The sequence below is a fragment of the Phenylobacterium sp. genome (assembly GCF_030697305.1).
Lineage (GTDB): Bacteria > Pseudomonadota > Alphaproteobacteria > Caulobacterales > Caulobacteraceae > Phenylobacterium.
The window spans coordinates 1-20,061 of the sequence record NZ_JAUYQL010000120.1 but is presented as its reverse complement, the minus strand read 5'-3'; the positions used below and the strand labels follow the sequence as shown (position 1 = coordinate 20,061).

The following is a 20,061-nucleotide window of genomic DNA, read 5'->3' as shown; positions in this document are numbered from 1 at the left end:
ACCCTGGGCCAACTGATCATCGACGCCGTGGTCCGCTTCGCCGAGCGTCCAGCGGTATCGGACGGGCGCATCAGCTGGACCTATGCCGAGTTGGGCGACCAGATCGGCCGCTACGTGACGCTCTATCGTCAGCTGGGGCTGGGCAAGGGTTCGGGGGTGATGCTGCTCACCTCGAACCGCGCCGAGGTGTGGCCCTCGGTCTGCGCGGCCAATCTGATGGGCATCCGCTACACCCCGCTGCATCCGATGTCGGCGGAGGCCGATCACGTTTTCACCGCGGAGGATTGCGAGGCCGAGGCGCTGATCGTCGACGCCGGCCCGTACGGCGAACGCGCCAAGGCGATCCAGGCGCGATGCGCCGGCGTGAAGCATCTGTTGGCCGTCGGACCGCTGGACGGCGCGATCGACGTGCTGGCTCTGCTGCCGACGCTTCAGTCCGCGCCGCTGATCGACGAAGCCGACCCCGAGGACATCGCCTGGCTGAGCTACACCGGCGGCACCACCGGGCGCTCCAAGGGGGTGATGCTGCCCCACCGTTCGATCGTCGCCTTCGCGGCCACCGTCGGCGGCGAATGGGAATGGCCGAAGGACTTGCGCTACGCCCTCGTCACCCCGCTCAGCCATTCGGCGGGCGTGAAGACCTATCCGGTGATGATGATGGGCGGCTACACGCGCTTCATCCCGGGCTTCCACGCGGAGCAGTTCTGTCAGGTCGTGCAGGATGAGAAGATCACCGCCACCTTCCTGGTGCCGACGGTGATCAACAGCCTGCTGGAGGCCGAGGAGATCCGCGGTCGCCACGACCTGTCGTCGCTGAAGATGATCATCTATGGGGCGGCGCCGATGTCGCCCGACCGGCTGCAGCGGGCGATCCACACCTTTGGCCCCGTGTTCCTGCAGCTCTATGGCCAGTCGGAGTGCCCGGAGTGCATCACCACCCTGCGCATGGTCGACCATGACCTGTCGAAGCCGGAGCGCTTCTCCGCATGCGGTCGTCCGACGGCGCTGACGACGGTCAAGTTGCTGGACGCCGAGGGCAGGGAGGTCGCCGAAGGTGAGCCGGGAGAGATCTGCGTGCGTGGGCCGCTGGTCTGCAACGGCTATTGGAAGCAGCCGGAGCTGACGGCGCAACTGTTCGAAGGCGGTTGGCTGCACACGGGCGATGTGGCCCGGCGTGACGCCGAGGGCTATCTGCACATCGTCGACCGCACCAAGGACCTGATCATCTCGGGCGGCTTTAACATCTTCCCGCGCGAGGTCGAGGACGCCCTGATGTCCCACCCGGCGGTCCTGATGGCCGGCGTGATCGGCGTGCCCGACGACAAGTGGGGCGAAGCGGTCAAGGCGCTGGTCACCCTGCGGGCGGGCGCGAGCGCCAAGGAGGCGGAACTGCAGGCGCATGTGAAAGCCGTGCGCGGCGCGCCCTGGTCGCCCAAGTCGATCGACTTCGTCGACGAGATACCGCTGACCGGACTCGGAAAGCTGGACCGCAAGGCCATGCGCGAACCCTATTGGCGCGGGCGTGCGCGGGGCGTTTCCTGACGGCGGCGGTGAAATTCGCCCGCCCCGGCCTTCGGGAACGATCCGCATCGCTTGATGACCGTCCGCACGCAGAGCATGCTCGCGGGCGATGACGACACCGGCCCATCCGACCGACGCCGCCGCTCCACCCGAAAAGTTGCCGTCCTATCGCTGGGCGATGCTGGGCGGCGTCTGGTTCCTGTATTTCAGCTTCGGCCTGACCACCGCCAGCATAGCGCCCTTGGTCGGGCAGATCTCCGCCGACCTGCACATTAGCTATGGCGCGCTGGGCGGCATCATGGGCGCCTGGCAGTTTGTCTACATCTTCTCCGCCATTCCGTGCGGCGCGCTGCTCAAGCGATATGGACCCAGGCGGATGCTGTTGGCGGCGGTGGCGGCGATCGCGCTGTCGGGCGTCCTGCGGGCGGTGGCGACCGGCGAGATCTCAATGTTCTTGGCGGTCGCCGTGTTCGGCATCGGCGGGCCGATGATGTCGGTCGGTGCGCCGACCGTGGTCGCGCTGTGGTTCGAGAGCCGCGAACGGCCGATGGCGATCGGGATCTATGCGACCGGCGCAGCGCTGGGTGAGGTGTCAGCGCTCGCCTTCACCCACAGCATCGTGCTGCCGCTGTTCGGCGACAACTGGCGGGCCTGCCTGCTGCTCTACGCCAGCGTGATCATCGCGGCCGGCCTGGTCTGGCTGGTCCTGACCGCGCACCCGGCCAGCCGGGCGATGGAAGCGCGCCTGAAGGACGAACCGAAGCGTCCGGAAGGCCAGATCATGCGCGATCTGCTGGGTCTGCGCACGGTGCAATTCATCCTGCCGATGAGCATCGGCATCTTCTTCTTCAACCACGGCCTCAACAACTGGCTGCCAGAGATCCTGCACGCCAGCGGCATGGCGCCGGCGGTCGCGGGATGGTGGGCGTCGATCCCGACGTTCGTCGGCATCTTCGCCTCCCTGCTGATCCCGAAGTTCGCGACGCCGAGACGCCGCGTGCCGATCCTGATCGTCCTATTCGTGGTGGCCTTCGCCGCTAGCCTCCTGCTGCATTCACCGCCGGGCGCGCCTCTGGGTCTGGGCCTGATCCTGCAAGGGTTCGCTCGCGGCTCAATGACCACGCTGGCCATGCTGATCCTGGTGGAGACGCCCGGCGTCGGCCGCGAGAACGCCGGTCCGGCCAGCGGACTGTTTTTCGCGGCGGCCGAGATCGGCGGCGTCGGCGGACCTTTCGCGATCGGCGTGCTGCACGACCTGTCGGGCGGTTTCAGCATGCCATTGATCGCGGTGAGCGTGGTGTGCGTCGCGCTGATCCTCAGCGGGCTCGTTCTGGTGCGCCACCCGAAGGTGAAGCCAGCCTAGTCGTCACGTCCGGGTGGGGCGACCGTCAGGCGCCCGGCGACGCCGTGACGCTCGATCAGCCTGGCCACGAGGCCGGAAGCCTTGGCCTCCTCGACAAAGGCGGTGAGGAAGGCGGCCCCGGCGACATTGGCCTTTCGCGTGCCGATGGCCTGCTGCACAGCGGTGAACCGCCCGTCGAGGATGCGAGCGCCGGGCAAGCTCTGCAGGTCGGTGATCAATCCGGGGCGCAGCCCCGCAAGCGCCTCCAACCCCTCGTCGGCGAAGCGTTGAACAGCGTTGGGGATTGAGGTTGCGCGCACCAGGGTCGCGTGCCGGATATTACGCTCCAGCCAAAGGTCGTAGGCGCTGCGCGCCATGACAGCGATCCGCACGCCGGGCTGGTCGACGTCGGCGATGGTGCGCAAGGGTGAACCGGCCGGAACGATGTAGCTGGCCTCGATCTCCACATAGGCGGGCGTGAAATCGATCTTCTCGGCGCGGCTGGGCTCGGCGCCGATCAGGCCTATGTCCCAGGCGTCGTCGTCCACCGCGTCGGCCAGCGCCCCAGGGCCGGCGAACGGCACATAGCGCACCGGCACGCCCAGGCGCTCGGCGATCGCACGGGCCATATCGGGCGAGACGCCCTGCGGGTCACCCGCCTCGCTGCGCCCGGTGACCAGCAGAAAGTTGCCGAGATTGATCGCGGCGCGCAGCACCCCCGTGGGAGCGAGCTCTTGGGCGATTGTGGTCATGGAGCGGTTCTCGGGATTTGAGTTCGTCAAAAAGAAAAAGGCCGCCCCGAAGGGCGGCCTCGATCTTCACTTCCGATGACCTCGGATACTAGACGTAGTTGGTGCTCGAGATGTCGTTGATCGTGCGGCCCACCAGGACGATGGCGTCCTCGTAGGTCCCGCCGTTGCCGCCGGTGTCGGCGAACACGACGACGTCAGTTCCGACCTGCACCGCGACCACCGCCGCGCCGCCTGCGATCTGGGCGTTGGCGAAGGTTTCCGCCGTAGCGAAGTCCGCTTGCGTGCTTTCCGTGTAGTTCAGGCTGGCCGCACCCGGGAAGCTCAGGCGATCGGTGGCTTCCCAGTCGTTGATCAGGTCGAACGAGCCGACGGTCGAACCGGAGTCGCCGAGGCCGAAGACGAAGCGGTCCTGGCCGGCGCCGCCGGTCAGTTGGTCCTTGCCGGCCCCGCTGTTGATGGTGTCGTTGCCCACACCGCCGGAAATTGTGTCGGTGCCGGCGCCGCCCAGCAGGATGTCGCTGCCGTCGCCGCCGGTGATGCTGTCGCGATCCGCGCCGCCGGTGATCGTATCGTCACCCACGCCGCCGTCGCCGACATTGATCGTCGTCGCCGAACCGGCGTTCAGGTTGATCGCATCGTCACCGGCGCCGCCGGTGATGGTGTCGGCTCCAGCATTGCCGGTCAGCACATCGTCGCCATCTTCACCGAGTATGGTGTCCGCATCGGCGCCGCCGGTGATGTTGTCGTCACCCTCGTTGCCGTTGAGCGTGTCCGCACCGCCGTTGCCGGCGATGACGTCGTTGTTCTGGCCGCCCAGCAGGACGTCGCCGCCCGTGGCGTTTGCCGTACCGTTGAGGGTGTCAGCGCCTTCGTTGCCGTTGACCGTGCCGCCCCCCGTGCCGAGCGTCACCAGGTCGTCGTCCTGACCGCCCCAAACCGTTACAGCCGCCGTGCCGCTGGTGAAGGTGTCGTTGCCGGCGCCCCCGTTCAGCACGTCCGCGCCGCCGCCGCCGACCAGCGAGTCCGCGCCGTCGCCGCCGAAGATCTGGTCAGCCGAGGTGTTGCCCACCACGGTGTCGTTGCCCAGGTCGCCGCTCAGGTAGTCCGCGCCGCCGTTGCCGACGATGCTGTCATTGTCCTGACCACCGAGGATCGTATCCGACGCGGTTTCGCCAGTGATCGTGTCGTTGCCCTTGTTGCCCTGCAGAAAATTGCTGCCTGAGCCGCTGGCGTTGGTGTCGCTGCCGAAGATGATGTCGTTGTCGGCGCCGCCGTAGACGGTGTCGTTGCCCGTGCCGCCGACCAGGCTGTCGTTGCCCTGGTTGCCCTGCAGCAGGTCGTTGCCGCCGCCGCCGTTCAGCGTATCCGTACCCAGGCCGCCGAACGCCGCATCGCCCGTCGCCGCGCCCGTGAACGGGTCGTTGCCAGTGTAGCCGATGTAAAGCAGCGTGCCGTCGGGCATCACCACGTTGCCAGCTTGGGCGACCGTCGCGATGTTGGAGCCGAAGGTCACCGACCGCGCACCGATGGTGATGGTGATGGTGTCGGCCTGGGTCGGCGTCGCCGCGTTGTAGACGACCGTCACCGCATTCGCGGTGCCGCCCTGTACAATAACGTTATCCGTGGTCAGGACCGCGAGGGCCTGAGCCGCCGTGATCGTCTCATAAACGTAAGTCGCCATAGATCTCTCCAGTCTGTGTCACATGGACCCCCGGCACGCTTGACCTCCATCCCCGATGGAGCAGTCCCAGCGGTCCATTTTCCCGAACGCCATAGCGTCGCTACGGCGGAAGGTTAAACGAGCCCGAGGGAAGACCTATCGGAGTCGCGGTTTTTGCGCAACACCAAAAAGGGTCCCGATCACGGTGCCTAATCCGTTAAATGGCCGTCGAATGCTAAGGTCTGGTTACTGTTCTCGAAACGCATGACTAAGCGTGTCGGTTATTGGTGAAAGCAGGAAGCCCAGCACAGTCCGTTTGCCGGTCACGATCATGGTGTCGGCAGGCATGCCCGGCGTCATCTTCACGCCGTCGGCGAGCTTGGCGATATCCTTCGGATCGATCCGCAGATCGGCGCGGAAATAGCCCTCGCCCGTCTTGTCATTGACCAGTCTGTCGGCGGAAACCGTCACCACCGTGGCTGGCAGCGGGCTGACCCAGCGACGGCTGACGCCCTGGAGCTGCACGCGCGCGGACATGCCGGCGCGGACGTTCTCCACGTCCTGCGGCCGGACCATGGCGGTGACCACCAGCGGCGTATCGGCAGGGACCACGTCCATCAGGACTTCGCCCGCGCCGGCGACGCCGCCGACGGTGAACTGCGACAAATTGAGCACGTAGCCGTCCACAGGCGAACGCACCGTGGTTTCGGACAGCGTCTGTTGGGTCGCCGACAGTCTCGGCAACGCGTCGGCCAGCCTGGACTGCATCTCGCGCATGCCGTCGGCGGCCTCGGTCTGGCGCTGATTGCGCAGCGCCGACATCTGGATGCGCGCCTCGCCCATCTGCTCGCGGGTCTTGGAAATATCCGAAATGAGCTGCCCCTTGCGCCCGCCCAGGTCGGCGAGCGCGCGTTGGTAGCGCAGGATCAGCGTCTTGGGCGCGTAGCCCTTCTCAAAGAGAGTCTGGTAGCCCGCCAACTCCTCGCGGGTCAGGCGCGCCTGCTCGTCGACCGAATCAACTTGAGCCTGCAGGCCCTCGACGTTGGTCTCAAGTTGCTGGACGCGCTGGTTCAGCACCGAGAGCTGGCTGTTGAACAACTGCAGTCTCGAGGTGAACAGGAACTGCTGATCGCGCACCATCGAGGCGACGCGCGGGTCGTTCATCCTGGCGTTCAGGTCGGCCGGGAAGGTGATGCTGGGTCGCCCCGTGGCCTCCGCCTGATAACGCGCCGATTGCGCCAGCGCCGAATCGGCCTGATTGCGCATCACGTCGAAGCCGGCGCGCGCCTGCACTTCGTCGAACACCAGCAGGGGCTGGCCGGGGCGCACGCGGTCGCCTTCACGCACCAGGATCGCCTTCACCACGCCGCCTTCGCGCCGACGGATGGTCTTGCGGTTGGACTCCACACGTACCTGGCCGGGCGCGGACACGCCTGAGCTCAACGGCGTGATCCCGGCCCACAGGCCAAGACCCAGCACCATCGCGCCGATCACCGCAGAGCCCACCACGATCGGGCGGCGCACCCGGTCGGTCAGTTCCTGGCTCTTGGCGTCCGGCTCGCCGGTGAAGTTGGGGGCCACGTAGCTGCGGCGCAGCGGGCCCAGCTCCAGCTTCATCGACCGGCCTCCACAGCGCGGACTTCGGCAGGCTTGGTCACGCGGTTCATCACCTGGTCGCGCGGGCCGAACAGCTCCACCCGGCCGTCGCGCAGCAACAGGATCTTGTCGGCCGGGCGGAAGATGTTCGGCTTGTGCGAGATGATCACGATGGTCGCGCCCTTGGCCTTCAGCGCCTCCACCGCGCGCACCAGGGCTTCCTCGCCCTCCGCGTCGAGGCTGGCGTTGGGCTCGTCGAGCACCACGAACGCCGGCTCCCCCAGCAGTGCGCGGGCAAGGCCGACGCGCTGACGCTGGCCGGCCGACAGTACGACGCCGCCCTCGCCGACCTCGGTCTCGTAGCCCTTGGGCATACGCAGAACGAGTTCGTGGACGCCGGCCATCTGGGCGGCGGCCACCACTTCCTCATCGCTCACGTCGTCGCGGAAACGGCCGATGTTGTCGCGCACCGAGCCTGCGAACAGCTCGGTGTCCTGCGGCAGGTAGCCGACGTGACGGCCGAGGTCGCCGCGGTCCCAGGCGAAGATGTCGGCGCCGTCCAGGCGAACGGTTCCGCTGGTGGGCTTCCAGATGCCGATCAGCAGCCTGGCGAGGGTCGACTTCCCGGCGCCTGACGGCCCGATCAGGCCCATCACCTCGCCGGGTTCGATCACGAAGCTCACACCGGTGATCAGCAGCTTCGCCGCCCCGGGCGGCGCGAAATTGACCCCCTCGGCGCTCAGTCGTCCCAGCGGCCGCGGCAGGGTGGTCCGCGGCGACGGCGCCTCAGCCTTTGACAGCAGGTTCATCAGCCGCTCGTGGGCGCGCTGGCCGTTGTTCAGCGCCTCCCAGGAGCCGACCACCCGCTCGATCGGGGCCAGCGCGCGGCTGGCCAGGATCATGTTGGCGAACAGCATCCCCATGTGGATCTTGCCCTGGAGGATCAGGGCCGCGCCGATGGCGACGATCAGCACCTGCATCCCCATGCGCACGGCGCGGATCGTGTCGCCCAGCACATTGGAACGCTCGCTGGCGGCGACGCCGCGCTCGACGGCCACGGCGCGGAACCGCGACCACGCCGCGCCCAGCGTCGGCAACATGCCCATGGCGCGCACGACCTCGCCGTTGCGCAGCGCTGAATCCGTGAACGCATAACTGCGCAGCGCCGCATCGTTGGCTTCCTTGAGCGCCGGGCGCGTAGCTTTTTCCTGCATCAGGGCGAGGATCAGCAGGGCGACGGCGCCGGCCGTGGTCACCACGCCGATCAGCGGATCAATGATGAAAAGGACGATCAGGAACACCGGAATCCACGGCAGGTCGAAGATCGCCGCGGCGCCCACGCCGGTCAGCGTCTGGCGGAAGGTGTCCATGTCGCGCAGCGCCTGGGCCCGCGCGCCAGGATCGCCGCGCACCGCAGCGTCAAACAGGCTGGAGAAGATGTGTCCGGAGGCGCGCTGGTCCAGCAACGTTCCGTAGTTGATCAGGATGCGGGCGCGATAGTTGTCGATGACGCTGGAGATCGCGAAGATGAACAGCGTCACCGCGGTCAGCGCCCAGAGCGTCGCCTGGCTCTGGCTGATCATCACCCGGCCATAGACCTGGAAGGTATAGAGCGGCATGGCCAGGTACAGCAGGTTGCTGACCAGGCTGAACGCGAAGGCGAAACCCAGCGGACCGTAGCCTTCGCGCAAGGCGCGCGTGACCACGTTGTCGGGCTGATTCGCCAGATAGCTGAACATCTTCATGCGTGTCGCGCCGTTTCGCGAAAGCCCGTGGTCGCCAATCGCCGTATCATATCAGGCTATGGTGAACGAAGCCCGGCCGACCCAGCCGTAACGCCGCAACGGCCGGAACGCCGAGGGCGGCCGACAGATGATCGGCGCGGACTCGCGTGTCAATGGGCCGGTCAAAGGGTCGCGGCGCGGGATCGCGGCCACGCCCGTTCCACGGCATGCTAAGAAGCCTCGCGAGGCGGTTTGGAGGCATCATGTCGAGGGTGGCCATCATCGGCAGCTGCATTACGCGGGACCTGTGGCCTATCCAGGGCGAGCCGGCGAATGAACTCTTGTACATCTCGCGCACCAGCCTCCCGAGCCTGTTCAGCCCGGCGGTGGAAGGCTTCCAGCCTGCCGAGGCGCTTCCCAATGGCCTGAAGCGTCACCAACACCAGGCGATGGTCAACGACCTGACCAAGACGACGATGGCCGAGCTCGTGACCTGGCGTCCGACCCACCTGATCTTCGACTTCATCGACGAGCGGTTCGACCTGCTGGCGATCGGCGCCGCGCTGGCCAGCCATAGCTGGGAGCTGGAGATGTCAGGCTACCTGTCCCAGCCGGCGCTGGCGCCCGCCCGGCCGATCGCGCGGCTGGGCGGAACCTGCGACCGGCTGTGGATGGAGGCGGCCGGCGAGATGCTGGCGCTGATCCGCGCCACGCCGCTGCGCGCCGCGCGGCTGATCCTGCATGAGGCGCAATGGGCGACCCACTATCGTGCGGGCGACGACGGCTTGCGGGCGATCGAGAATGTCGAGCTATGGGGCGGCCGCGCCGCCGACCTTCGCCGGCATAACGCCCTGCTGGATCGTTACCAGGCGGCGTTCACCGCGCTCGCGCCGGAGGCGGCGCGCGTCAGCGCGCCGGCGCAACGCATCGCCGACGGCGATCATCGCTGGGGCCTCAGCCCGTTCCACTACATCCCCGAGTACTACGCCGAGATCTGGCGTCAGCTGCGCGCCCTGGGCGTCTGAGCTGGCTCTAGTCCGCCCGGCCGCCCCGCGCCCAGTGCTCCAGCGGGGTCATGCCGCGCACCAGATCGTGCGGTCGCGCGGCGATGTAGGCGGCGTTCGGGAATCCGGGCCTCGGCTCGCCGATCCGCCAGGCGCCGCCTTCCAGGTAATCGACCAGCGGGTTGGCGCCCGGAGCGAGGCCGACGCCGCGGACCGCCATGTAGTGCGGCGCGTCGAACCAGGGGCTGGGATGGCGGCCCTCGCGCGCGCCGGTCAGGACATAGTGGGTGAGCGGCTCCATGCCGGCGCTCTGCACGTCGGGATACTGCTCAAGGTACCAGAGCGGATCGAACAGGGGATGCGGCTTCAGCCCGCGCCGCCATCCCTCGCGCAGGTAGTGAAGCAGCGAAGCGTCGGCGGCTTCCTGTGGTTCGAGCTGGCCGCGATACCAGTCGACATCGAACAGCGGATGCGGGCTGAGGCCTGCAGCGGCGCCGTCGCGCAGGTAGTGATCCAGCGGATTTACGCCCGCCCCGGCCAATCCCGGAATCAACGCGAGATAGTGCGCGACGCTGAACAGCGGATGTGGGTCGACACCGTCCGCCGCGCCGCTCAGCACGAAATGCTCAAACGGCGAGAGCCCGGTGCGCGCGAGCTCGCCGGCCTGGCTCGCACGATAAAAGGCTGGATCGAACAGCGGCCCCGGCGCGCGGTCTTCCAGCCGACCATCGATCAGGTAGTGGACCAAAGCCCCCCCTCGTTTGCCGGCGACTCCCGGATTCGCCTCGAGATACCAGGCCTCGTCGAGGAGCACGTCCGGCTGGGCGGCCGGATCACCACGCCGCATGGCGTAGCGCAGCATATTGCGCAGTGCGCCCAGCCGTGGGCGCAGGCCGGCGCCGTCGACGCGCCAGAGGCCCGAGCGGGCGATGATCGCGGCGTGTCCAATCGGCCCGGCGCGCTGCAGCCAGCGGTCGATGCGGCGGCTGAGGCGGTTGCGGCGGCGTTCGAGGCGCGGAGACGACGCGCGATGCAGGGCCAGCGTCCGGGCGCGGAGGTCGGCCAGGGACTGGGCGCGGGCGACCAGCGCGTCGCACAGCGCGCGGGTCAGCTCGCTGCGGATCATCGCCTCGCGGGCGTGGTCGAGGTCGGCCAGCCGCCGGTCGTCGCGCGCACGCACCAGCTGGGTCGCCACGGCGTCCAGTTTGCTGAGCAGCGCCGAGGGCTGCGGCGCACCCGGCCCATCCTGTATCGCCATCTCCGCCTTCGTGGTCATTTTCATGAGAGCCGTACAGTTTTCCGCTGCGCCTAGCGGATAGTCACTTCGGTTGCGCGCGCAACCATTCGAGATAGCTGCCGGGCCCGCTGGCGAACGGATCTGGGAACGCGGCCTGCAAGTCGCCGCGCTGGCGATAGAGCACGCGCTCAGCCTTGGCGATCGGCGTGCCGTCGGCGAATGACGCATAGCTCCACCAACGCTCGGGGATGGCAGGGTCGGTGGCCGCGGCGATCTGGCGGCGATACCAGCTCCAGATCTCATAGACCGGGAAGTTCCCGCCCGCGTAGCGGCGGGTCATGGTGTCGCCCAGCGGCCCCAGCTTGGTGAAGTGCCAGAAACGCAGCGGCGCGCCGTTCACCCGGATCGCGCCGTCCTTGCCGATCTCAAGCGTGCGGCGGCTGAGATTCCAGCTCGCGACATTATAGCCCGGATCGCGGATCACCTTGACCTTGTCGAACAGCGCCGGGACATGGTCGCACCACCGCTGGTCGACGAACAGACCGCTGGGCATGTCGTCGTAGCAGTACGAGAGCAGCCGATCGTTCCACCACCGGGCGAAGCGCAGGCCCTCGCCACGGGCGCGAACGGCGACGAAGCCCAGGTTGAAGATCCCGGTGCGCGAGGCGGACAGGTCGTTGTCGAGGATCGCGGCGACATCGTCGTTGGCGTCGATCAGGTGGGGCGTCAGCAGGATGTCGTGGTCTTCGAGCCAATGCTCCAGCGGCGCCAGGCTCTCGAACACCGTCGTGTCGGGGTCGAGATAGATCACCGCATCGGCGCCCGACTGGCAGGCCTGCAGCATGAACGGGCCCTTCACCGCGGTGCAGGCCTCGACCACGTCGTGCTTGAACAGCCATCCTGGGAAGTCGGCGACGCCCAGCTGGTCGGCGAACACCACCCGGTCGAACGGCTCCGATTCGGGCTCGAAGGAGAAGTCCGAGGGCGCGGTGTCGGTGATCAGCGCCACCAGCTCCCACTCCGGATGATGCCGGCGGAGCGACTGGAACAGGACGCGCGCCCGATTGAGGTAGGTGAAGGTGAAGCTGGAGTAGCAGAGCACCTTCATACGGGCGCCCTCACGCCCATCAGATCGACGCTGAGTGCGCTGTATTCGAGGGTGCGGAGGCCTGGGCGACGCGCGGCGCGCGCCAGTTCCAGGATCGCGCCACTTTCAAAGGCCGCGTAAAGCGCCGCTTCGTCGGCCAGCACCCGACCGCAGCCGTCGGCGGCCACGAACGCCGCCACATTGCCGCTGTCGGGACCGGTGACCACGGCGGCCCCGGCCGCGGCGGCCTCATAGGCGGTGAAGGAAAAGGTCTCGCGGCACAGCGACCAGATCAGCGCGGCGTCCACATCGAGCTCGACGATGGCCTCGCGCATGGCGTCCGGACGCTCGGCCGAGACGGAGACCTCATGGAAGGCGATCGGCAGCCTGCCGCCGCCGCGCTTGCCCAGATGCAGGAAGGCATATCGCGGGTCGTCGGCGAACTTCAGCGCCAGGTCGCGGAAGATCGGCCAGCCCTTGTGCGGCGCGGCCATACCCAGGAAGGCGATTCGCATCGGACCGGCGGGGGGATCGGCTGGCGGCTCAGGCTCGCTCAGGCGGGCGTGGGGATGGACGATCGCCGCTTTCGCCGGGTGGGTCCAACCGGCCCGCCAGGCGGCCAGCGCCGAAGCGGACGGGGACACGACGGTCAGCCCAAGCGCGGCGAACAGGCGTCCGTGATCGTCCAGGTGTCGGCTGCGCAGCGGCTGGTAGGCGCAGACCCCGCAGGCCGGGCTGTCGGGCGCAGGCGCGCCGCAGTCCTGCACGTCGTTGCGCATCAGGTGGAAGCCGGCGCACAGGCTGGCGAAGTCGTGCAGCCAGAAATAGCCGTCGCTGAGGCCCAACGCGCCTAACAGGCCCAGCACCTCATCGACGCTGTGGCCCAGCAGATTGTGGATCGCGAAGCTGCGATCGCCGCTCGCCGGAAGCGCCGCCAGGGCGTCGATCACGGCGTGGATCTCGAATTCGCCGAGCAGTTCGCCGTCCAGCACGACGCCGATCGGACAGGTCTCGACGGCCGCGCGCAACGCCGGCCAGGCCTTGGCGGGATGGAAATGCAGATGGCTGCGCCCGCGCGCGCGGATGTTCGCCGACTCACGCTGCAGGCAGAGCTGAACGCCGCCGACGTTCAGACGGTAGTCGTCGTGGCTGAACGTCACATGCACGTCGGTCAGACCGTCGGCCCGGGCCGCCAGCGCCTGGGCGAGAGTTTGCGGCTGGTCGTGCGGCAGGGCCGCGCAGACGTAGGCAAGTTGCTCCACGCGCTCGTCGACCGGCGCGAGCTTGGAGATCACGTCGAAGCGGAAGCCCAGGTTGTGCTGCGCGCTGCGTCCCTCCGGCCGGCCGCGGGTCAGGTAGTGGACGAACGGGTTGGCGCTCGACATGGCCACGTCGGAATAGGCGTCGATGTAATCGACCATCGAGAACGTGGGGTTTGGATCGCGCATCTCGCGCCAGCCCAGCGCCAGGAAATGCTCCAGCGGGTCGACGCCGGCGTCAGCCACGTCGGGATTGGCGTCGAGATAGAAGGCTTCGTCAAACTCGGCCGCGACCATGGCGCGTTCGCTGGGCGAAGCGCTCAGCGCAGGGTCGCGCGTGGCGCCTTCAGGCGGTTCAGGCGGATCGAACCGCCAGGCGCCGTGGCGTCGCTGACGCCGCAGCCGTGCGCGGTAGGCGTCGCCTTCGCTGGAAGCGGCGATCTCGCGGCCCTCGCGCCCGCCGGCGGTGATGAAGTGGAACAGCGGGTTGACGCCCGCCGCGGCCACGTCGGGATTGAGCTCCAGATACCGGCGTGTCGAGAACCAGGGCGCGGGATCGCGATCCTCGCGCCACCCCAGGCTCGCGTAGTGGGCGCAGGGCGTCATCCGCGAGGCGGCGAAGTCAGGATAGACGGCCCGGTAGAAATCCGCATCCATCGCCGCGGCGATCGCCAGTTGGATTTCATCGTTCGAGGCCGTAGCGGCCATGGCGCCTTCCCCTTGGGACGATCCGCTCTGTGCAACGATTGTCCCGCACGATCAACCACGCGCGGGTCTTGCCCCTCCGGCCGCGCGGCCATAGAGCGGTTCGCCAAGCGTCACTGGAAGTTGCATGACACCGCCGCCGGCCTCCGTTCCTTCGCCCATCGTCGGTCCCTCCGCCGCGCGGACCGCCTATCTGGTGCTGGGCATGCACCGCTCGGGGACGTCGGCGGCGACGCAGTTGCTGGCGCTGGCCGGCGCCGAGCTGCCGGCCAATGTGATGCCGGGCGATGAGCACAACGAGAAGGGCTACTTCGAACCCTGGAAGATCGCCATGTTCAACGACCGCCGCCTGCGCGCCGGCGGCGGGGCTTGGGACGACGTCTTCGGCTTCCCCCATCGGCCCCTGCCCGCGGCCGACGAGTCCGGCTGGCGCGACGAGGGCGGCGCGCTGTTCGACCAGGAATACGCTGGCGCGCGCCTGCCGCTTATGAAGGACCCGCGTGTCACGGTGCTGCTGCCGTTCTGGCGCGAGATCCTCGGGCAACGGCGCATCGCCGCGCGCTGCGTGATCCCCGTGCGCCATCCGCTGGCGGTCGCCGCCTCGCTGGGCCGCCGCAACGGCTTCTCCGTGGAGAAGTCCGTGCTGCTGTGGAGCGCCTACATGCTCGCCGCGGAGGCCTACACCCGCGACCTGCCCCGCGCCTTCATCGGCTACGACGCCCTGCTCACGGACTGGCGGGCGCAGGCCGCGCGCATCGAGGCCGGCCACGCGGCGGCGTTGCCAGGCCTGGACGCTAAGGCGGGCGAGGCCATCGACCGGTTCCTCACGCCAGACCTGCGGCACAATGAGACTGACGACAGCCTGGCGCGCGCTGGCGACGCCGGCGCGGTCGCCCAGGACGTCTTCGACTGGTTCGCCGCCGCTGCGGACGATGCGAAACCGGACGCGGCGCTGCTGACCCGGGCACGCGCCAGGCTGGACAAGATGCGCCTGGCGATGGGGCCGTTGGTCTCAGCCACCACGCGGGATCTGGACGCGGCGCGCAGCGAACTGATCGAACTGCGTCAGAACCACGCCTATCTGCAGTCGCTGTATGAAGCCCTGCGTGAGGAACGCAGCGCGGCCGAGGCCACGCTGGACGCCCTGCTGTCCGACTAGCGGCGACTCGGGCGCGGATCGAGCGCCAGGTAGATCAGCGCCGTGATCGCCGACAGGTCGAGCGCGTAGAGGTAACGGTAGTCGCAGGCCACGGAGAGTACGAAGAAACTCGCGGTGAAGCCCACGGCGCCGACCAGCATCGCGGCCATCGGCATGTCCCCGGGCGCGCGGCGCAGCAGCAGCACGATGCCTGCCGCAACTGCGACCAGCAGCCAGGTCAGGTGCGAGTACACCGGCGTCTTGAAGAACCGCGCCGCATACGCGGCCAGCGCCTGGTCGCGGACGTCGATCTCGGGGACGAGCCCCAGCTCGGCGATCATCGGCGGCGGGCCGATGACGCCCACGTGTACCGGCAGGCAGCGGTCCAGCGCCGGCGTCTCCAGCACCTGGTCGAACACCGCCAACCGGTGGGCGAGATAGGCGCTGGGGCTGTGCAGCACCACATCGCGCCATTGTCGCGACATCGCTGCGTCCGGCGTGCGCCAGAGCGCGCGGCCGAGCCTGGGCGACTGGCCCAGCGTGTCGATCCGCTCTGCCGAATAGACGCTGCGCGCGTCGGCCGCGACGATGGCGGCGGCGGCGGGCGTCATGTCAGTGAGCGCCAGCTTGGGGTCGTGGGCCGCCGCACCGACCACGTCGTAGTGTTGCAGGACGCGGGCGGCCGCCTCCGGTCGCAGCTTCGGGACGTGCTTAACGGGCTTGACCGCGGCGTCGAAAGCGACGGCCACGACGCAGACGGCGACAAAGCCGCCCAGTCCCCAGACGAGGCTCGCGCGCCAGCCTCCGCCCCGCGCGATCCAGGCGAGCGCCACAGCGCCAACCGCGACTACGACGAGGCCGTTCTGGCGCACTAGTCCGGCCAGGGCGAAACAGACCAGGGCGCCGGCCAAGGGGCCGATCCGGGCACGCCCCACCCATCCTCGCTCGGCGTGCGCCAGGGCGATGAAGCCGACGACGGCAAGGTTGGCGAACAGCACGTCCTTCCAGACGATTCCCTGATAGATCAACAGTTGCGGGGTCAGCATGGCGGCCAGCGCCACCGGCGCGGCAAGCCACGAGGTGCGCGGGCGCAGCGACGGCAAGGTCATCAGAGACAGGTAGAGCAGCAGCGCGCTGGCGGTGACGTAGAGGCTGGTCCCGGCGTGCAAGGCGTCGAAGCGGCCGAGGATCCAGGAATAGGCTGCCGGCGCCCAGGTCTGGCGAATCGCGGTGCGGCCCTCGTAGAGCGCGATCACCGAGTCATAAGAAAGATGGCCCGGCAGGTTCGCGGCCAGAGTCGCAGCCAACCCGGCGCCCACCGTCACGCGATAGGCCAGCGCCGCGGCGGCGCCTGCGGGACGGGGGGTGCGTGCGTCCAACCGATGCCCTTTTCCGCCCGTCGCACGGGCCTGACCGGGTTTCGTCCTAGCGCTGCCCACCGCGACAGGAAAGCCGCAAAAAAACGCCCTCGCACGACGCGTCGGCTCGCCTATGTTGGCGCCGCGCGCCGGAGACCCTGATGCCGAACGAACCACTGCTGGCGCGCTATCCCAAGACGCGCCCCGAACTGCCGCCTCGTTTTCGCGAGATCTACGCCGCCCAGTATCTGGACAACCGGCAGGGCGCGACGACGGCGGCCTCGGCGGCGCAGCGGCTGGAACGCTGGATGCACATCCGGGTCGCCGAGGATGTGCGGGCCGTCGGCCCCGCCGCGACCCTGGAGATCGGCGCCGGCACCCTCAACCAACTTCCATTCGAACCCCCCGGCGCGGCCTATGACGTCGTCGAGCCGTTCGAGGCGCTGTATCGCGACGCGCCGCAGCGTGGGCGGATCCGCGACGTCTTCGCCGACATCGCCGAGGTTCCCGCCGACCGGCGCTACGCCCGAATCACCAGCATCGCCGCGTTCGAGCACGTCGCCGACCTGCCGGCGCTGCTGGCGCGCTGCGCGACGCTGCTGGAGGAGGGCGGCGCCCTGCGGGTGGCGATCCCCAGCGAGGGAGGCCTGCTTTGGAAGATCGGCTGGATGGCGACCACGGGGCTGGAGTTCCGCCTGCGGCACGGCCTCGACTACGGGATCCTCATGCGCCACGAGCACCTGAACACCGCGGCCGAGATCGAGGCGCTGATCGCCGACCTGTTCGCGCGGGTGGAGGTGCGCGCGTTGGGCGTGGGGCGGCAACTCTCGCTCTACCGCTTCATCGTCGCACGTGAACCCAGGCCCGGCGTCGCCGCCGACTGGTCGCAGCGGTTCGCCGCATGAGGGCGCACGCCTTCCTGCTGGGTCTGCTGGCGATCAGCCTGGCGGCCTGTGACCAGCCCGAATGGACGAAGCCGTCCGCCCCCGGCGACCACCCGCCGCCCGCGCCCGCTTGGGCAGCGCCGCTGATCGGCGAACGGCTGCGCGAGGCGTTCATTGAAACGGCGGGGTGCGCCGGAGCCGTCGACACGGTGACCCAGCGCTTCAAGGGCCCGCCGGCCGGCGCGCGCATCGTCGGCTGGGCCTGGGACACACGCGCCCATCAGCCGGCGATGCGGATCATCGTCGTGCGCGACGGTCTCATCGTCGGAGCCGGCGACGGAGGCCGGCCCCGCGCCGACGTCCCGGCCGTCCGCCCCGACGTGACATCGGCCGCCACCGGCTGGCAGATCGACGCCCGTTCGATCGGCGGCGAGCTGGAGGTGTTGGCGGTGATCGGCTCAGGCGCCTGCCCGCTGGGACGGATCGCGCCTTGACGATCAGCGCGCCGGTCGCCTTCGGCCTCGCCCTGCATCGCCCGCGCTGGGCCCTTGCCGCCGCGCTGGCGGCGCTGGTCACCGCCAGCTTCTGCTGGCCCCTGTGGCCGGGGCTGATGTCCTACGACAGCGTCTATGCCTACACCGAGGCGCGCCTGGGCGTGGAGACCATGCTGTGGCCGCCCGCCCACGCCTATCTGTTCTGGATCTCCGAACGGCTTGGCGCGGGTCCGGGCGGCCTGTTCGCCGCCCAGACCTCTATCCTGTTCTTCGCCGCTGCTCTGATCTTCAGCCTGGCCGTGAAGCGGGCGCCCGTAGTGATCATGGCCTTCGTCGCGTTCACCGGCGCCTTCGTGCTGTTCCCGCCTTTGCTGGGGAGCCTCGCCGCACAATGGCGCGACGTGACCACCGCCAGCTTCACCCTGCTGGGGATCGCCCTGTGGCTGGCGGCAGCTCAGGTGCGGAGCAAGTTTCTGCTGGCGGGCGCCGCGGCGGCGTTCAGCCTGGCGCTGGCGTTGCGCTACAACGCCTTTCCGCTGGTGTTCGCCCTGCTCGGCCTGATGGTGCTGCAGCCGTTCGGCGAGGCCAGCGGCGCGCGCATACGCCTCGCCGCCCTGGCGTTCGCCGCGCTGGGTTGCGCGCTGGCCTACGCCTCGACGGTCTGGCGGCTGCCCGACCTCGCGCGCCCGCCGCCGCCGCAGGCGTTCTCGGCCACCCAGGCCTTCGACCTGATCGGCATGTCCGCCTGCCTGGACCGCAGCCTGCTGCCGCCCGCCGTCACCGCCGACAAGCCGATCAGCGGCGACCAGCTTCGCCGGGCCTACGATCCACGCCACCTGCAGCTCGCCTACCAGCCGCGCGACGGCGTACCCCCGATCCTGCAGACCGACGGGGCCGGCGCGGTGCAGGCCGCGTGGCGGCGCGAGATCCCGCGCCAGTGGCGCTGCTACCTGGCGCACCGAACCCTGGTGCTGGTCGAGCAGCTCGGCATGGCCAAGCGCGGCGTGTTCTATCCGGTGCACGGCGGGATCGACGCCAACCGGTTCGGCGTGCGGCTGTCGAGGCCCGAGGCGGCGGCCCAGGTTGGCGGCTTCGTGGAGCGCAATTCGCAGCCGCTGTGGCGGCGCCCGTTCGTACTGCACGCGCTGGCCGGCCTGATCGCGCTCGCCGCGTGCTTTGCGAGCGCCCCAGGGCGACTGATCCTGGCGGCGGGCTGGCTGGGCTCGGCGGCCTATGTCGGACTGCTGTTCGTCGTCGCGCCGGCGGCCGACGCCCGCTACATCTTTCCGCCGAACGCGATCTGCGCGCTGATCGTCGTGCTTGGCGTGATCTGCCTTAGCCGGCGGAGGGCCGGACGATGATCAGGAAGCCCACAAGCATCACCCCGTAGCCGACGGCGAAACGCCAGGACAGCGGCTCCTTGAACAGCAGCCAGGCGACCAGCGGCACCAGGCCTGAACCCAGGATCGCCACCGGATAGGCGGCGCTGAGCGGCACCCGTGTGAGGATGTAGAACCACAACAGCGCGCTCGCCCCATACCAGGCGAAGGCGGCCATCAGCGGGTAGTTGTGCAGCAGCCGCGTGGCGAGGTCGCCCTGCAGCGACGCATGGTGAACCGCCGCCCACTTGAACATCGCCTGGCCGGCCGGAAGCACCACCGCGAAGCTCGCGCACAGCAGCAGGTCCTTCAGCGGCATTGCGCATCTTCCTCGGCCTCGGCCTCCATGCGCGCGATGGCGCGCAGGTAGGGATGGATCGGCCGCGTGGGCACATTCAGCACGTCGAAGTTCACCGCCTGCAGCAGGAACTGGACGCCGATCATCACCGGCAGGGCGGCGGCCATGACCACGCCGGGCGAAGCGGGCTGACCCTCGGCGCGGATCCACAGCCAGTGGGCCGCGTAGCTGACGCCGAAACCGAGGAACAGCAGGCCGAAGATCAACTCGACGGTGGCGACGTTGAAGTCGCGCACGAAGTACTGACCCAGGATGCGCTGGAAGAAGTTGCGCGCGTGCTTCAGCGCAAACGGCCCGACGATGGCGCCGATCCGCAGGTTGCTGACTTCCTCGCCATAGCGGGCGGGCATGGGCACGTCGCGGACCACCGCGCGTAGCGTGCTCAGGTGATAGAGCAGATCGGTCTCGAAGAAGAACCGTCGCGAGACGCGCTTCTCCATCAGCCGTTCGGCCACCGAGGCTTCTATGGCCGTATAGCCGTTGGTCGGATCGAAGATGTTCCAGTAGCCGCTGGAGACCTTGGCCGCGAAGCTCAGCGCCGCGTTGCCGAACACCCGCACGCC

The 20,061-nt window shown here is 68.9% G+C and carries 16 protein-coding genes and 1 pseudogene; 7 read left to right on the top strand and 10 right to left on the bottom strand.

What is annotated here, in order from left to right:
* Positions 1–1,542 (top strand): AMP-binding protein (locus Q8R27_RS12635; RefSeq protein WP_305699354.1); only part of this gene is annotated, 1,542 nt, incomplete at its 5' end.
* Positions 1,543–1,630: 88 nt separating this feature from the next.
* A complete protein-coding gene (locus tag Q8R27_RS12630) occupies positions 1,631–2,884 on the top strand; it encodes a CynX/NimT family MFS transporter (protein ID WP_305699353.1) in 1,254 nt (417 codons plus the stop codon).
* On the opposite strand, the gene Q8R27_RS12625 is transcribed toward Q8R27_RS12630, so the two are convergent.
* From Q8R27_RS12625 to Q8R27_RS12610, 4 genes are all read right to left on the bottom strand, one after another.
* Positions 2,881–3,615 carry a transporter substrate-binding domain-containing protein gene (locus Q8R27_RS12625; RefSeq protein ID WP_305699352.1) on the bottom strand — a complete coding sequence of 245 codons (735 nt, stop codon included), beginning with the start codon at positions 3,613–3,615 and terminating at the stop codon, positions 2,881–2,883. The two genes, Q8R27_RS12630 and Q8R27_RS12625, sit on opposite strands and share 4 nt — an antisense overlap.
* Positions 3,616–3,703: 88 nt before the next feature.
* The gene (locus Q8R27_RS12620; RefSeq protein ID WP_305699351.1) at positions 3,704–5,296 is read right to left on the bottom strand and encodes a calcium-binding protein; all 1,593 of its coding nucleotides are present in this window, start codon (positions 5,294–5,296) and stop codon (positions 3,704–3,706) included.
* A gap of 225 nt (positions 5,297–5,521) precedes the next feature.
* Positions 5,522–6,892: an HlyD family type I secretion periplasmic adaptor subunit gene (locus Q8R27_RS12615; protein ID WP_305699350.1), complete on the bottom strand. Its 1,371-nt coding sequence runs from the start codon at positions 6,890–6,892 to the stop codon at positions 5,522–5,524.
* A complete protein-coding gene (locus tag Q8R27_RS12610; RefSeq protein ID WP_305699349.1) occupies positions 6,889–8,616 on the bottom strand; it encodes a type I secretion system permease/ATPase in 1,728 nt (575 codons plus the stop codon). The genes Q8R27_RS12615 and Q8R27_RS12610 overlap by 4 nt, the downstream gene beginning before the upstream one ends.
* Before the next feature lie 242 nt (positions 8,617–8,858).
* Here Q8R27_RS12610 and Q8R27_RS12605 point away from each other — a divergent pair, with 242 nt between their 5' ends.
* Complete coding sequence (locus Q8R27_RS12605; protein WP_305699348.1) at positions 8,859–9,620, top strand: DUF6270 domain-containing protein; 762 nt, start codon at positions 8,859–8,861, stop codon at positions 9,618–9,620.
* A gap of 7 nt (positions 9,621–9,627) precedes the next feature.
* On the opposite strand, the gene Q8R27_RS12600 is transcribed toward Q8R27_RS12605, so the two are convergent.
* The 3 genes from Q8R27_RS12600 to Q8R27_RS12590 are packed head-to-tail and all read right to left on the bottom strand — an operon-like array spanning position 9,628 to position 13,890.
* Complete coding sequence (locus tag Q8R27_RS12600) at positions 9,628–10,881, bottom strand: hypothetical protein (RefSeq protein ID WP_305699347.1); 1,254 nt, start codon at positions 10,879–10,881, stop codon at positions 9,628–9,630.
* A gap of 37 nt (positions 10,882–10,918) precedes the next feature.
* Entirely contained in the window at positions 10,919–11,944 is a 1,026-nt protein-coding gene (locus tag Q8R27_RS12595; protein WP_305699346.1) for a hypothetical protein, read from the bottom strand.
* Complete coding sequence (locus Q8R27_RS12590) at positions 11,941–13,890, bottom strand: hypothetical protein (protein WP_305699345.1); 1,950 nt, start codon at positions 13,888–13,890, stop codon at positions 11,941–11,943. The genes Q8R27_RS12595 and Q8R27_RS12590 overlap by 4 nt, the downstream gene beginning before the upstream one ends.
* 124 nt (positions 13,891–14,014) lie before the next feature.
* Here Q8R27_RS12590 and Q8R27_RS12585 point away from each other — a divergent pair, with 124 nt between their 5' ends.
* A complete protein-coding gene (locus Q8R27_RS12585; protein WP_305699344.1) occupies positions 14,015–15,046 on the top strand; it encodes a sulfotransferase family protein in 1,032 nt (343 codons plus the stop codon).
* Here the strand turns inward: Q8R27_RS12585 and Q8R27_RS12580 are convergent.
* Entirely contained in the window at positions 15,043–16,404 is a 1,362-nt protein-coding gene (locus tag Q8R27_RS12580; protein ID WP_305699343.1) for a hypothetical protein, read from the bottom strand. The two genes, Q8R27_RS12585 and Q8R27_RS12580, sit on opposite strands and share 4 nt — an antisense overlap.
* Positions 16,405–16,544: 140 nt before the next feature.
* Here Q8R27_RS12580 and Q8R27_RS12575 point away from each other — a divergent pair, with 140 nt between their 5' ends.
* Genes Q8R27_RS12575 through Q8R27_RS12565 form a run of 3 tightly spaced genes read left to right on the top strand, consistent with a single transcriptional unit; the run spans position 16,545 to position 19,122 of the window.
* The gene (locus tag Q8R27_RS12575; RefSeq protein ID WP_305699342.1) at positions 16,545–17,288 is read left to right on the top strand and encodes a cyclopropane-fatty-acyl-phospholipid synthase family protein; all 744 of its coding nucleotides are present in this window, start codon (positions 16,545–16,547) and stop codon (positions 17,286–17,288) included.
* Complete coding sequence (locus Q8R27_RS12570; protein ID WP_305699341.1) at positions 17,285–17,761, top strand: hypothetical protein; 477 nt, start codon at positions 17,285–17,287, stop codon at positions 17,759–17,761. Before Q8R27_RS12575 ends, Q8R27_RS12570 begins: the two co-directional genes overlap by 4 nt.
* Entirely contained in the window at positions 17,758–19,122 is a 1,365-nt protein-coding gene (locus Q8R27_RS12565) for a hypothetical protein (RefSeq protein ID WP_305699340.1), read from the top strand. The genes Q8R27_RS12570 and Q8R27_RS12565 overlap by 4 nt, the downstream gene beginning before the upstream one ends.
* Here the strand turns inward: Q8R27_RS12565 and Q8R27_RS12560 are convergent.
* Positions 19,097–19,459 carry a hypothetical protein gene (locus tag Q8R27_RS12560; protein ID WP_305699339.1) on the bottom strand — a complete coding sequence of 121 codons (363 nt, stop codon included), beginning with the start codon at positions 19,457–19,459 and terminating at the stop codon, positions 19,097–19,099. The genes Q8R27_RS12565 and Q8R27_RS12560 overlap by 26 nt on opposite strands.
* Positions 19,450–20,061, bottom strand: a pseudogene (locus Q8R27_RS12555) (glycosyltransferase family 2 protein); the annotation flags it as partial. The pseudogene Q8R27_RS12555 and the gene Q8R27_RS12560, both read right to left, overlap by 10 nt.